Below are 12415 nucleotides of genomic sequence, written 5' to 3' on the forward strand. Positions count from 1 at the left end.
AGCTGCACGCCCGGCTGCGCACCGATCCCGCGCCCACGCCGCGGCACTCCTACGCGATCGACCGGTGACCGCTCTTACCGCCCGGCCCGGGGCGCGGTCGTGGGGCCGTACGGCGGCCTGTTCCGTGGTTTGATGATCGTGTGGACACTGCGGGCGGGGCCGGGCGTAGAGCGATCATCTTCCATGGGACCGGCGGCAACCCGGGGGTGGCCTGGTATCCCTGGCTCGCGGGGCAGCTCTCCGAGCGGGGCTACGTCGTCGACGTGCCGCACCACCCCGAGGTCAACGTCGAGCCGATCGGCACGTTCCTGCCGAAGGTCCTGGACCAGCACCGCTTCGACGAGCACACCGTGCTGGTCGGCCACTCCGGCGGTGCGGCCCTGCTGCTCGCCGTCCTGGAGCACGTGCAGGTGACCGTCGCGCAGGCGATCCTGGTGGCCGGCTACAGCACCCAGCCCAACACGTCGGAGGAGCCGGTTCTTCAGGCGGACTACGACTGGGACGCGATCCGGTCGCACGTTCGCGACATCTACTTCGTGAACTCCCGGAACGATCCGTACGGCTGCGACGACCGCCAGGGGCGGGCCATGTTCGATCGGCTCGGCGGCACGCAGATCGTCCGCGACGACGGCCACTTCGGCGACTACAACCAGGAGTACGACACGTTCGAGCTGGTGAACCGGCTCATTCCCTGAGGTGCCCGGTGGCGCGCAGCAGCGCCCGGGCGAACCGGTTGAGCTCGATCTCGGCGAGCTGGAGCGGGGCGAACCAGCCCAGCTCGCTGATCTCCTCCTGGTCCGGGGCGGGCGTCCCGCCGGCGACCCCCGCCTGGTAGACGGCGGTGACGTAGGCGACCCGGTCCCCGTTGGGGTAGGTCACCTCGAAGTCGGCGCCGCCGAGCACGTCCAGCAGGCGCGGCTCGCCGATCCGGAGGCCGGTCTCCTCGTGGATCTCCCGCGCGGCCGCCTGGACGGGGGACTCGCCGATCTCGACCGCGCCGCCGGGCACCGCCCAGCCTTCCCGGTGCCCGGCGTGCCGCACCAGCAGCAGCCGCCCGTGCCCGTCGACGACGACGACCGCCACGGACGGCAGCTGGATCAGTTCGTGACCGATCATCGTGCGGAGCCGGGCCAGGTGCGCGGAGATACCCATCTGGTCACGGTAGCCGCGGCGTACCCAATCGGCTCTTAGAAGTTGATCTCGCCCTGGTTGAGGACGCGGGGCAGGAAGTAGGCCGTCTGGATCTCGGCGTTGGTGTTGTTGCCGCGCAGTTGCTCGGACCAGATCATGAACCAGGCCCATTTCGGCTGGCTGTTGAGCAGCGCCGCGGTCGGCATCTTGCCCATCTCGGCGATCGCGATCGGCTTGCCCGCGGCGATCGACTGGATCTGGTTGTAGTCCGACGTCGACGGATAGTTCTTGTACCAGGCGTCGAGCGAGACCACGTCGACATAGTTGCTGCCGGGGTAGTACTGCGCCCAGTTGGCGGTCGGGTTGTCCTGGACGTTCCAGACCCAGATCAGGTTGTCCAGGCCCTGGCTGTCGAAGTAGTCCCGCATCTGCTGGTAGATCTTGGCCCCGCCGTTCGTGCCGGGCCGGGCGCCCCACCAGTTCCAGCTCTCGTTCATCTCGTGGAACGGCCGCCACAGCACCGGGATGCCGGCGTCCTTGAGCTGCTTGAGGTACGGCACGACGGCGGCCATCCGGCTGCGCCACACGGCGTTCAGGTTCGTGCCGCCGGTGACGATCTCCTGGAACTGAGCGTTGGTGATGCTCGTCTTCACGCCGCCGTCGAAGTTGCAGGTGGCGCCGACCGTGGGGGAGCAGGCGTGCCAGGTCAGGGCCACGAGCGAGCCGTTGGCCCACTCGGTCTTGGCCTGGTTGATCACGGACTGCCGGTTGGCGATGTCGGTGGAGGTGAACATCATGTCGCCGCCCCACAGCCCCGGGTACTGCCCGGTGACGGCCTTGACCTGGGCGGTGTACTGGCCGGGGTTGCTCGCCGGCTCCTTGTTGTGCTGGCCGGAGACGATCGATGTGCCGGTGATCGACCTCAGGTAGCTGAGCACCGTGGACTTCGGCGTGGCGGCGAAGGCCGAGGCCTCGGTCGCGCTGTAGATCAGGCCCGAGCCGAGCAGCGCGAGGACAGCGCCGAGGGCCCAGACGGGACGGGGGATTCTCATCGACAGACCTCCGTGGGGACGGATTTTTGGGAAGCGGGGCCCAGCATGCGACCGCATCCATCGATGTGTCAAGATTAGATTATTAATTTAAGCAAAGACGATTTGCCCGTACGGACATGAGCCGCCTGCCCGCCGAGCAGCATGATCTTGTAACTTCCGTGGATGACAACGTTCCGCACGGTGCCGAGCCGGCCCGCGCAGCCTGAATGGTGAGGACTCCGGTTCTTGGCCGTCCACCGGCGACGTCGGTGAGCGCGGCGTTCAGAGCGACGACGGCCGAGGCCGGGCCGATTTCGGCGAGCGTGACAAGCGCCGCGTCCGGCCCTTCCGGCGTGGCTCAGTTCGTGCTGTCGCGGGCGACGATGTGGGCCGGCGGTGCCTGGTAGACCGTGGCCGGGCGGCCGGCCATCGCGTCCAGCATGGCGTTCGCGGCCAGCTCGCCGATGCGGACCACGTCGTGGCTGATCGCGGACAGCGCCGGCGCGGCCAGCTGGCACAGCGCCGAGTCGTCCCACGCGACCACCGACATGCGCGCCGGCACCGCGATCTCGCGTTCGCGCAGCAGGTCCAGGGCGGCGAGGGCCATCAGGTCGTTGTCGCAGACGAGCGCGGTCGGCGCGTGGGTGAGCAGGTCGCCGGTGGCGGTGCGGCCCGACTCGTACGAATAATCGCCCTCGGCCTGCACCAGCGTGACCCCCAGCTCGTCGGCCTCGGCCCGCGCGCCGTCGCGGCGCAGCTGGGTGTGCACGAAGGACAGCGGCCCACTGAGCTGCCCGATCACCGTGTGCCCGCCCTCGGCCAGGAACCGGATCGCCTCCCGCGCGTAGCCGGCGTCGTCGGTCCACACCGTCGGCAGCCCGGGGGCGGTCGACGGGGCGCCGAGCACCACCGCCGGCAGTCCGAGCCCCTCGACCAGGGCGACCCGGTCGTCGCCGGGCACCAGGTCGACCAGGATGACCCCGCTGACCCGGTCCTGTTCGGCCCACCGCTCGTAGGTGCGGCTCTCCGCCTCCCGGTCGGTGACCACCTTGACCAGCACCGAGACGCCGGCCGGGGTCAGCACGCGCTCGAGTCCCTCGATGAACTCGTGGTAGTACGGCTCCTCGCCGAGCACCCGCGAGGCCCGCGCGAGAACCAGGCCGACCCGCCGTTGCGACTGTGCCACCGATTCCTCCGTACTCGTTACGCCGACAGGTACGGTATCGCCTGACAGTGGGGATCAGGCGAAACGGGGATCTTGCGAGATGGCACGTCGGGAAACGCCCGCGGCGGGGCCGGGCAGTCGTGCCCTGATCGTGGACGTGATCCGCTCGGCGGTCTCGATCAGCCGGGTGGAGGTCGCCGAGCGCACCGGCCTCACCCAGCCGTCGATCTCGAACATCGTCCGGGACCTGATCGCCGACGGGATCGTGCACGAGACCGGCTCGACCGGCTCGGCCCGCGGCAAGCCCCGCCAGCTGCTGGCGATCACCCCGGCCACCCGGTTCGGCGTCGGCTTCCAGCTCGGGCCGGACACGGTGACCTGCGTGGCCATCGACCTCACCGGTGGGGTGGTGGGCCGCGAGGTCGTCCCGCTCGGCGACTCCGACCTGGCCGACCAGCTCGCCGAGCGCTTCGACGACTTCCTGCTCGACCTGGACCTGCCCCGCGACCGGATCGAGGGCCTGGCGATCGTGGCGCCGGCCGCCCCGCCCAGCAGCGGGGACAGCCCGCCGGAGTGGGCCGCGGCCCGGCGCGGGCTGGCCGAGCGGCTGGGCATCCCGGTGCTGGTGGAGAACGACGCGGCGGCCGCGGCGCTCGGCGAGTTCTGGACCCGGCGGGTGTCGCGCGAGCAGGCGTTCGGCAGCGTCTACCTGTCCGCCGGGGTCGGCGCCGGCCTGGTCTTCGGCGGGGCGCTGTTCCGGGGCACCAGCTTCGACGCCGGCGAGCTCGGACATCTGTCGATCATGTACGACGGCCGGCCGTGCCCGTGCGGCAACCGCGGCTGCGTCGAGCGCTACGCCTCGATGACCGCGACCGTCGACGCGGCCCGCGAGGCCGGACTGGCCGTCGACCACAAGAACGTGTTCAGCGCGTACGACGCGATCGCGCACGCCGCGGTCAGCGGCGACCCGGACGCGTTCGCCGTGGTCGATCAGGCGGCCGGCTACCTCAGCGTCGCGGTGACCTCGATGGTGAACCTGCTCGACCTGGGCCGGGTGGTGCTGACCGGGCCGGGCATGGCGATCGCCGGCTCGATCTACGCCCGCCGGCTGCGGGCCCAACTGGCCGCGACCGCGCACGCCCGGTTCCGGCACGGGATCGTCGTCGAGCTGTCCGCCCAGCCGCGCGACGCGGCCGGCATCGGCGCGGCGGCCCTGGTCGTGCAGGCGTCGATCGCCCCCGGCCACACCACCGGAGTCTCCGGCGCCGACGAGGACTGACGGGCCACCGGATCAGAGCGGCGCCGGCTGGGCGAGCACCGTCGTCATCGCGGCCGGGACCGTGGCGAACATCGTGAAGACCGTGCTCAGCCGCGCCGCGCGCAGCACCTCGGTGACGAACGGCGGCGCGGCGGCCAGCAACAGTCCGCCAGGGCCGCGGCGCGCGGCCTGACCGGCGGCGGCGAGGACGCCGAGCGCCACCGAGTCGATCGCGCCCACCCGGCTCAGATCCACGATGATCCAGGGCTGTTCGGCGACCGCGGCGGCCAGGGTGGCCCGCAGCCGGGCGGCCACCGCCAGGTCCACGTCGCCGACCAGCCGGATCAGGCACATGCCGGTCATCGTGTGCACCACGATCCGGCATTCGTCGGCCTCGTACCCGTTCTCGACAGTCATGACATCCACGACGAGCCTCCCGTTCGTGCGAGCGAGCGTGATCCACTCTTTCCCCGTCCGCCCGCACGTTTCACCGATTTCGACCCGGGAAATTCAAAAGACGATTTCGACGTACGACGTAGGGAGGCGACGATGCCGGCCGGATCCAGTCCCAAACGGGAACGCCAGTACGAGCACATCAAGGACAGTGTCGAGAAGCGCGGCGAGTCGACCGAGACGGCCAAGGAGATCGCCGCCCGCACGGTGAACAAGGAACGCGCCCGCGCCGGCGAATCGCGGACCGCGAGCCGCACCTCGCTCGACGACGTCTCCTCGGGCCACCGCGGCGGCAAGCGCTCACACACCGGCGCGCAGGGCCGTACCAAGGAGCAGCTGTACAACGAGGCCAAGAAACGCAACATCGCCGGCCGCTCCGCGATGACCAAGGCCCAACTCGAAGCCGCCCTGGCCCGCTGACCGAATCCGGTCACGCAACCGGGCGGCGCAGCGCGGCCAGCAGCGGCGCGTGCAGGGCCGGCCCGGCCACCACGATGCTGTCCGCGCCGACCCGCCACGGAGCGCCCGCCGCGTCGGTCACCGTCGCGCCGGACTCCCGGGCCAGCAGCACCCCCGGCAGCACGTTGGTGTCGTCGTGGCCGTACTCCCAGAAGCCGTCGAGGCGGCCCGCCGCCACGTCCGCGAGCTGCCAGGACGTCGGACCGAGGTTGCGGACCGCGCCGGCCGCGAGCAGCACCGCGCTCAGCGACCGGCCGGCCGCCCGGACCGCCTCGGGCTGGGCGCCCACCGAGCGGCGGCTGGCTGGTCGCCACGAGCGCGGCCGTCAGGTCGGTCTTGGCCGACGGCGTGATCCGCGCGCCGTCCCGGAACGCGCCCGCTCCGAGCGACGCCGTGCAGGTCTCACCCAGCCGCGGATGGTGCAGCACCACGGCGACCGGCGTCCCGTCGCGGACCAGCGTCAGCGTCACGCACCACTGCGGCAGGCCCTGCAGGTACTGCACGGCGCCGTCGGTCGCGTCGCAGAGCCAGGCCTCCCCGGTTGCGGGCGTGGCCCCGTCGAGCTCGTCGAGCCACACCGCTCCGGGCCGCAGCGGCAGCAGCCGCTCGCGCAGCAGCGCCACCACCGGCGCGTCGACGGCGTCGAACGTGGCCCGGAACTCGGCGAACGTCGCGGCGGGCGCCGGACGCGGCAGGTCGAGCAGGTGCCGCCCGGCGGCGTGGGCGGCTTCGGTCATGGCATCGATCAGCGAGGACATGCCACAAGCATCAAACCCGACGATCAAAACCTTTGCCCGTACGGCGTGAGACCGAGCGATAATGACCGCCATGACCTCAATGGTGGCGGATTCGGTGCTCGACGACACGGATCGCCGGCTGGTGGCGGCGCTGCAGTGCGACGGGCGGGTGAGCGTCGAGCGGGTCGCCACGGTGCTCGGCCTGAGCGCCCGGGTCGTGCACCGGCGGCTGGGCCGGCTGCTCGGCGACGGGACCGTGCGGGTGGTCGCCGCCCCACGGGTCCGGCCGTACGAGGCGGTCATGCTGCTGCGCATCCGGGTGCTGCGCGGCTCGGTCTCGGCGATCACCGACGCGCTCGCCGCCCGGGCGGACGTGCCGTACCTGGACGTGTCGGCGGCCGGCGACGAGATCTCCGCGGTGCTGGCCGCCGGGCGGGACCCGCGCAACCGGCTGGTGTTCCGCCAGCTCCCGGCGACCAAAGCGGTCACCTCGGTTGAGGCGCAGACCGCCCTGCACGTGTACGCGGACGCGTCCGCCTGGCGGCTCGACGTGCTGACCGCGGCGGAACGGGCGGGGCTGGCCACCGCCGTACCCACGAATGGGGTTGATGATCTTGATTTGTCGATCCTCGACGCGCTGGCGGCGGACGCCCGCCTGCCGGCGGCGGCCGTGGCGGCGCGGCTCGGGCGGCCGGAGTCGACGATCCGGCGCCGGCTGGCCGCGCTGCCGCTGCGCACGCAGACCTATGTCGATCCGCTGCGCCTCGGCCTGCACGTCGACGCGAACCTGTGGCTGCGCCTGCCACCCGCCGACCTGGACCGGGTCGGCCTGGCCCTGGCCGTCCACCCGGCCGTGCACGGCGTGCTGAGCACCACCGGGCGGGCGAACCTGCACGTCGCGGTCTGGCTGTCCGACCTGGAGGCGCTGCACCGGTTCATCACGACGGACCTGGCCGCGCTCGGCGTGCCGGACGTGGAGACCGTCCTGGTCGGTCGAGCGGTCAAGCGCCCCGGGCTCGGCTGACCTCCGTTGCGGCTTTCCCGGCTGCCGAATGATGATCATGTGTTGACTCCGGCGACGGTGGTCGCGGGATCAGAAGCCTGTCGCCGATGGGTTCCAGGCATTTCCTGGAGCACCGGCCACGTCCAACCGGGCCACCGGCTGACATGAGACGGGTGAGCGGGCCGGGCGGCGCCCGTTCCGGGATGCGCCGCCCTGCCCGCCGCACCGTGTGATTCAGCCCGCGGGCTGCGGGTTGTCCCACAGCACACACTTCATGATCTTCGCGCCATCGAGCCACGGGTTGACCTTGACCAGGTCTTCCGTCTCCGGGAAGGTGCCCGCCCCGGCCTTGCGGATGAACTTGAAGATGGATCCGGGCGCGGTCTTCGCCAGGCACTTCATCGCGAGTTGCACGTCGTTGTCCGGCCCGCTCACCGCCTGATCGACGGGGGCGGGCTGCGGGGTGGGCACCGCGTCGATGTCGGACCAGGTGGACGGCAGGCTCGCCGAGCAGCCGGCCGGGGCGAACTCGAGCAGCGCGTCACCGGTGACCGGACCGACGGCGCCGTCGGCGGGCAGACCCGAGGAGGCCTGGAACGCCTTGACGGCGTCGTAGGTCTGCTGTCCGAACCGGCCATCGGCCGGCACGCCCAGCGTCTGCTGAATGCAGGTGACCCCTGCGGTGTTCGGCGATGGCTGCGGGCCGATCACGTCCACACCGGTCTCCGCGTACGCCGCGGTCGAACCGGTGAGTGTCAGCAAGCCGGCGGCGAAGCCGGTCACCACGATCTTCTTGAGCATGTCGCTCCCCTCTCGTGGACCCCTACGGCCGGTTTGCCTCGTTCGGGGTCTTGGGAATTACCGTCCATGCGGCAAGAATTTGCCGTCTAGCGGCAGGCGTGGACAGAAAATTTCTCGCAGGTCAACGGCGTGCCCGGCGAGGCGGCGGCAATTTTTTGCCGGGTCAAAAGGGGGAGCCATGAGCGACGGCAGGGAGGAGTCCAAGGGCACCGCGCGGCGAGGGAGGCCCTCGGACACCGCGGAACCGTCACCCGCGGCCAGTGAGCGGGCGGCTGCGGCGATCCGCGTGGCGGGCCGGACGCAGCAATGGGTCGCCGACCATCTCGGTGTCAGCGAGCGGACCCTTCGGCGATGGCTGGACGGTCGTCCACAGAACCGCGGTCCCACCCGCGTGATGGCCGCGGCGCTTGCTGGCCTGCTCGATGCCCCGGAGTTGGTCGGGCTGTGGTGGCCGGGACCGGACTCGGTCGGGGCGCCGCCCACCTCATCGTCTGCCGCTCCTGCCGGCGGCGGCGCCACGGATCACCGGCGCACCCCGGTGATCGTCGGGAGCATGACTGCGATCCTGGTGGTCGTGGCGGTTGTGATCGTCGTTGCGGTCAGCCGGGGAGACAAAGCCGCTCTGCCGGTGAAAACGGCGAAGGCGCCGGTCAGCCCGGGAATCGCCTCGACAGGACCGGCGGCTGTCACGTGCGGCTCGCCGGCCGTCGGAGCATCGGCAGCCGCGGGGACCGTAACCGGGAATGTCTGTGGTGTGTACGCCGGCAACCGTCTCCCGGCCAAGACCATCGGGCTGTGGACGAAGCCCGGCATGTCCTCGGGCTGTGATCTCGATGCCTGTCCGCCCGGTACCGTCCAGGCGGGGCGGGTCGCGGTCGGACAGACTGTCAGCGTTTCCTGCGTCGTCGGTGGCGGGCAGATGTTGCGCAACGGCTCGTCCGGGGAGCCCGGCTACTACGAGGACAAGAAGTGGGTGCGGATCGTACGAGGCCAGGAGGTGGGACAGACCGGCGACTACGATCTCTATCTCAGCAACGTCTGGTTCCTGCGCGATGCGTTGCCGCCACTGCCGGCCTGCTGATGCCCCATGCCGACGGGTTGTGGTTGCCATGCGTGTTCCCACCTCACCGCTGACCGGCTGGCTCTGAGCATTCCCGCCAGGTCGCGGCGCTGGCATGATCGCCGGATGGAGCAGGTGAGCAGCCGCGTCGTGTATCGCAATCCGTGGATGACCGTGCGGGAGGACGAGGTTCGGCGGCCGGACGGCAGCCCCGGCGTCTACGGGGTGGTCGAGAAGCCGGACTTCGCCCTGGTGCTGCCACGCCGGCCGGACGGATTCTGGCTGGTGGAGCAGTTCCGCTATCCGGTGGGGCGGCGGGCCTGGGAGTTTCCGCAGGGTAGTTGGGGCCGCGGGGCCGTCGGGGATCAGGTTGCTCTTGCCCGGCGGGAACTGGCTGAGGAGACCGGCCTGCGGGCGGGGGCGTTGACCCACCTGGGGCATCTGTTCGAGGCGTACGGATTCTCGACCCAGGGGTTTGACGTCTATCTGGCGACGGACCTCGAGGAAGGGGAGCCCGACCGGGAGGCGAGCGAGCAGGACATGGTTCATCGCGCGTTCGGCGACACCGAGATCGCCGAGATGATCCGTTCCGGACAGATCGTCGACGCGCCTTCGCTGGCCGCGTTGACTATCTTTCAGCTTTTCACGAAGACGGCTTCCAGTACGGCGTGAGCAGGCCGGCCGCATCGACGTCGGCGATGAACAGTCGGCCCGAGTCGGGGTGGTGGGCCAGGTCGGCGGGGGTGAGATCGGTTGTGGCGGTGGTGATGACGAGCAGGTTCAGGTCGGGGCCGGCGAACGTGACGCTGGTGGTGTGCGGGGCGTCCACCGTGACCGTGGCCAGCAGGCGGCCCTGCGGGGTGCGGCGTTCGACGCGGCCGCCGCCCCAGACGGCGATCCACAGGTTGCCGTCGGCGTCGGCGCACATGCCGTCCGGGAGGCCGTCGGTGATCCGGAACGCCTCGTGTCGTGGGCCGCAGGACGGGCCGTAGTCGCGGACCCACACCACGCCGGGGACCGTGTCGATGCTGTACAGCCGGTCGCCGGCCGGGGACCAGGCCAGGCCGTTGGAGAGGGTGAGGTCGGCGTCCAGGGTGGTCAGGCCGTCGCGGTCGAGGCGGACCAGCACCTCCGTCCCGGACCGCTGCCGCGGGTCGAGGCTGCCGACCAGGAAGCGGCCGGCCGGGTCGACCGCGCCGTCGTTGAGCCGGCTCGCCGAACCGTGGGGCAGGACCCGGGCCAGCTCGGTCCGGGTGCCGTCGAGGTCGATCCGGGTCAGGGTCTCGCGTTCGGCGACGAGCAGCTCGCCGGACTCGGCGACCGCCACCGCGCAGGCCTCCGCGGTGAACCGCCACGTGCCGGTGACGCCGATCGTGCCGGCGGCTTCGTCGAGTTCGCCCTGGTGGACCGTGTGACCGTCGATGTCGACCCAGAGCAGCCGGCGGCGGGCGGGATCCCAGACCGGGCCCTCGCCGAGGTGGTACACGCCCGCGCCGGACGGGCGGGCGGTGTAGGACTCGGTCATGGCGGCTCCGCCCGTACGGATCAATGGGCACTTGAAAGGTTTAGAATTTGATCCTGGTCGATCTAGGAGGTTGCCGTGCAGCCACGCCGCAGCGCGCAGTGGTACTCCGGCGATGACCGTAACAGTTATATCCATCGCGCCTGGATGCGGCGCGGGTTGCCGGTCGACGCATTCGACGGGCGGCCGCACATCGCGATCGCCAACACCGCGTCCGATCTGACGCCGTGCAATGCGCATCTGGACGACGTCGCCCGCAGCGTTTCCGCCGGCATTCATCAGGCCGGCGGCATCGCGCTGAATCTGCCGGTGGTGTCGCTGGGGGAGACGCAGGTGCGGCCGACCGCGATGCTCTGGCGCAACATGGCCGCGATGGCGATCGAGGAGATGTTGCGGGCCAATCCGATCGACGGGGTGGTGCTGCTCGGCGGCTGTGACAAGACCATTCCCGCGCTGCTGATGGGAGCGGCGTCGGTCGATCTGCCGGCGGTTGTCGTGCCCGGCGGGCCGATGCTGACCGGCACTTTTCGCGGGGTTCCGCTGGGCTGCGGGACCGGGGTCTGGCAGCTGAGCGAGGAGGTCCGCGCGGGCACGCTCAGCGCGGCCGAATTCGCCCGTTCGGAAGCCTCGATGATCAGAAGCAAAGGGCATTGCAACACCATGGGTACGGCGTCGACCATGGGCCTGCTCGCCGAGGTGCTCGGGATGACCCTGCCCGGCGTCGCCGGAACGCCCGCCCCGGACAGCCGGCTGATCGAGGCCGCCCACGCGACCGGCGTGCTCGCCGTCGACCTGGTGGACCGGGGTCTGCGGCCGAGCGCCGTGATGACCCGCGGCTCGTTCCGCAACGCGATCGTCGCGCTGGCCGCGCTCGGCGGCTCCACCAACGCGGTCGTGCACCTGCTCGCGATCGCCGGGCGGCTCGGCGTCGAGCTGAGCCAGGACGACTTCGACCGGATCGGCTCGCACGTGCCGCTGCTGGTGGACCTGCAGCCGGCCGGGCGGTTCCTGATGGACGACCTGTACCGGGCCGGGGGCCTGCACGCGGTGCTCGCCGAGATCCGGGACCTGCTCGATCCGGCCGCGCTCACCGTCACCGGGCGGCCGCTGGTCGACTACCTGGACGCCGCGCAGGTCTACGACCGGGAGGTGATCCGGGCACGGGAACGACCATTGCAGCCCGAGGCGGGGATCGCCGTGCTCTACGGCAACCTCGCGCCGGACGGTGCCGTGATCAAACCGGCGGCGGCCTCGCCCGGGCTGCTGACCCACCGCGGGCCGGCGGTCGTCTTCGACTCGGTCGAGGACCTGCACGCCCGGCTCGACGACCCGGATCTCCCGGTGACCGCGGACTCGGTGCTGATCCTGCGCGGGTGCGGGCCGAAGGGCTATCCCGGGATGCCCGAGGTGGCCAACATGCCGCTGCCGGCGAAGCTGCTCGCCGACGGCCTGCGGGACATGGTCCGGATCTGCGACGGGCGGATGAGCGGCACGGCGTACGGGACGGTGGTCCTGCACGTGGCGCCGGAGGCGGCGGCGGGCGGGCCGCTCGGCAAGGTCCGCACCGGCGACATGATCATCCTGGACGTCCCGAACCGGCGCCTGGACGTCGACCTCCCCGACGAGGAACTGGCCGCCCGTGCCCCGGCGCCGGAGGCGGTCGCGGCCTACGCCCGGCCGCAGCGCGGCTGGGAGCGCCTCTATATCGACACGGTCGGCCAGGCCAACACCGGCGCCGACCTGGACTTCCTGCTCGGCGCCAGCGGCGACCAGGTCTCCCGCGAATCCCACTGAT

At 71.3% G+C, this 12415-nt stretch carries 14 protein-coding genes and 1 pseudogene; 7 read left to right on the plus strand and 8 right to left on the minus strand.

The window, feature by feature from the left end; genetic code table 11:
• Nucleotides 1-140 precede the first annotated feature (140 nt).
• Nucleotides 141-695, plus strand: coding sequence for an alpha/beta hydrolase (locus tag L3i22_RS24140; RefSeq protein ID WP_221329218.1), 555 nt, complete (start codon nucleotides 141-143; stop codon nucleotides 693-695).
• Here L3i22_RS24140 and L3i22_RS24145 read toward each other — a convergent pair.
• From L3i22_RS24145 to L3i22_RS24155, 3 genes are all read right to left on the minus strand, one after another.
• A complete protein-coding gene (locus L3i22_RS24145; RefSeq protein WP_221329219.1) occupies nucleotides 685-1152 on the minus strand; it encodes an NUDIX domain-containing protein in 468 nt (155 codons plus the stop codon). The two genes, L3i22_RS24140 and L3i22_RS24145, sit on opposite strands and share 11 nt — an antisense overlap.
• A gap of 35 nt (nucleotides 1153-1187) precedes the next feature.
• Nucleotides 1188-2183 carry a glycosyl hydrolase gene (locus L3i22_RS24150; RefSeq protein WP_221329220.1) on the minus strand — a complete coding sequence of 332 codons (996 nt, stop codon included), beginning with the start codon at nucleotides 2181-2183 and terminating at the stop codon, nucleotides 1188-1190.
• Nucleotides 2184-2520: 337 nt separating this feature from the next.
• Nucleotides 2521-3348, minus strand: coding sequence for a LacI family DNA-binding transcriptional regulator (locus L3i22_RS24155; RefSeq protein ID WP_221329221.1), 828 nt, complete (start codon nucleotides 3346-3348; stop codon nucleotides 2521-2523).
• A 79-nt stretch (nucleotides 3349-3427) separates the two neighbouring features.
• Between L3i22_RS24155 and L3i22_RS24160 the strand changes: the two genes are divergently transcribed.
• On the plus strand, nucleotides 3428-4606 hold the full coding sequence (locus tag L3i22_RS24160) for an ROK family transcriptional regulator (RefSeq protein WP_221329222.1): 1179 nt from the start codon (nucleotides 3428-3430) through the stop codon (nucleotides 4604-4606).
• Between the two features lie 12 nt (nucleotides 4607-4618).
• On the opposite strand, the gene L3i22_RS24165 is transcribed toward L3i22_RS24160, so the two are convergent.
• Complete coding sequence (locus L3i22_RS24165; protein WP_221329223.1) at nucleotides 4619-5002, minus strand: STAS domain-containing protein; 384 nt, start codon at nucleotides 5000-5002, stop codon at nucleotides 4619-4621.
• A gap of 132 nt (nucleotides 5003-5134) precedes the next feature.
• On the opposite strand from L3i22_RS24165, the gene L3i22_RS24170 reads away from it, so the two are divergent.
• The gene (locus L3i22_RS24170) at nucleotides 5135-5458 is read left to right on the plus strand and encodes a plasmid stabilization protein (protein WP_221329224.1); all 324 of its coding nucleotides are present in this window, start codon (nucleotides 5135-5137) and stop codon (nucleotides 5456-5458) included.
• A gap of 10 nt (nucleotides 5459-5468) precedes the next feature.
• Here the strand turns inward: L3i22_RS24170 and L3i22_RS24175 are convergent, their stop codons facing one another.
• Together L3i22_RS24175 and L3i22_RS54635 are read right to left on the minus strand one after the other, a co-directional pair.
• On the minus strand, nucleotides 5469-5786 hold the full coding sequence (locus L3i22_RS24175) for an inositol monophosphatase family protein (protein WP_221329225.1): 318 nt from the start codon (nucleotides 5784-5786) through the stop codon (nucleotides 5469-5471).
• Nucleotides 5787-5811: 25 nt separating this feature from the next.
• A pseudogene (locus L3i22_RS54635) lies at nucleotides 5812-6327 on the minus strand (inositol monophosphatase); the annotation flags it as partial.
• Between L3i22_RS54635 and L3i22_RS24185 the strand changes: the two are divergent.
• A complete protein-coding gene (locus L3i22_RS24185) occupies nucleotides 6326-7258 on the plus strand; it encodes an Lrp/AsnC family transcriptional regulator (protein ID WP_221329226.1) in 933 nt (310 codons plus the stop codon). The pseudogene L3i22_RS54635 and the gene L3i22_RS24185 overlap by 2 nt on opposite strands.
• Nucleotides 7259-7471: 213 nt before the next feature.
• Here the strand turns inward: L3i22_RS24185 and L3i22_RS24190 are convergent, their stop codons facing one another.
• A complete protein-coding gene (locus tag L3i22_RS24190; protein ID WP_221329227.1) occupies nucleotides 7472-8038 on the minus strand; it encodes a peptidoglycan-binding protein in 567 nt (188 codons plus the stop codon).
• Between the two features lie 178 nt (nucleotides 8039-8216).
• On the opposite strand from L3i22_RS24190, the gene L3i22_RS24195 reads away from it, so the two are divergent.
• The gene (locus tag L3i22_RS24195; protein ID WP_221329228.1) at nucleotides 8217-9119 is read left to right on the plus strand and encodes a helix-turn-helix domain-containing protein; all 903 of its coding nucleotides are present in this window, start codon (nucleotides 8217-8219) and stop codon (nucleotides 9117-9119) included.
• A 105-nt stretch (nucleotides 9120-9224) separates the two neighbouring features.
• The gene (locus L3i22_RS24200) at nucleotides 9225-9770 is read left to right on the plus strand and encodes an NUDIX hydrolase (RefSeq protein ID WP_221329229.1); all 546 of its coding nucleotides are present in this window, start codon (nucleotides 9225-9227) and stop codon (nucleotides 9768-9770) included.
• On the opposite strand, the gene L3i22_RS24205 is transcribed toward L3i22_RS24200, so the two are convergent.
• Nucleotides 9742-10623: an SMP-30/gluconolactonase/LRE family protein gene (locus tag L3i22_RS24205; RefSeq protein ID WP_221329230.1), complete on the minus strand. Its 882-nt coding sequence runs from the start codon at nucleotides 10621-10623 to the stop codon at nucleotides 9742-9744. The genes L3i22_RS24200 and L3i22_RS24205 overlap by 29 nt on opposite strands.
• A 75-nt stretch (nucleotides 10624-10698) precedes the next feature.
• On the opposite strand from L3i22_RS24205, the gene L3i22_RS24210 reads away from it, so the two are divergent.
• Entirely contained in the window at nucleotides 10699-12414 is a 1716-nt protein-coding gene (locus L3i22_RS24210) for an IlvD/Edd family dehydratase (RefSeq protein WP_221329231.1), read from the plus strand.
• Nucleotide 12415: the final 1 nt, after the last annotated feature.

Source organism: Actinoplanes sp. L3-i22 (assembly GCF_019704555.1).
Lineage (GTDB): Bacteria > Actinomycetota > Actinomycetes > Mycobacteriales > Micromonosporaceae > Actinoplanes.

What these genes read in the sequence shown, in the direction of transcription:
- L3i22_RS24205 (WP_221329230.1), bottom strand. Translation starts at nt 10,623, where the DNA reads ATGACCGAGTCCTACACCGCCCGCCCGTCCGGCGCGGGCGTGTACCAC.
- L3i22_RS24190 (WP_221329227.1), bottom strand. Translation starts at nt 8,038, where the DNA reads ATGCTCAAGAAGATCGTGGTGACCGGCTTCGCCGCCGGCTTGCTGACA.
- L3i22_RS24185 (WP_221329226.1), top strand. Translation starts at nt 6,326, where the DNA reads ATGACCTCAATGGTGGCGGATTCGGTGCTCGACGACACGGATCGCCGG.
- L3i22_RS24195 (WP_221329228.1), top strand. Translation starts at nt 8,217, where the DNA reads ATGAGCGACGGCAGGGAGGAGTCCAAGGGCACCGCGCGGCGAGGGAGG.
- L3i22_RS24200 (WP_221329229.1), top strand. Translation starts at nt 9,225, where the DNA reads ATGGAGCAGGTGAGCAGCCGCGTCGTGTATCGCAATCCGTGGATGACC.
- L3i22_RS24150 (WP_221329220.1), bottom strand. Translation starts at nt 2,183, where the DNA reads ATGAGAATCCCCCGTCCCGTCTGGGCCCTCGGCGCTGTCCTCGCGCTG.
- L3i22_RS24160 (WP_221329222.1), top strand. Translation starts at nt 3,428, where the DNA reads ATGGCACGTCGGGAAACGCCCGCGGCGGGGCCGGGCAGTCGTGCCCTG.
- L3i22_RS24145 (WP_221329219.1), bottom strand. Translation starts at nt 1,152, where the DNA reads ATGGGTATCTCCGCGCACCTGGCCCGGCTCCGCACGATGATCGGTCAC.
- L3i22_RS24165 (WP_221329223.1), bottom strand. Translation starts at nt 5,002, where the DNA reads ATGACTGTCGAGAACGGGTACGAGGCCGACGAATGCCGGATCGTGGTG.
- L3i22_RS24170 (WP_221329224.1), top strand. Translation starts at nt 5,135, where the DNA reads ATGCCGGCCGGATCCAGTCCCAAACGGGAACGCCAGTACGAGCACATC.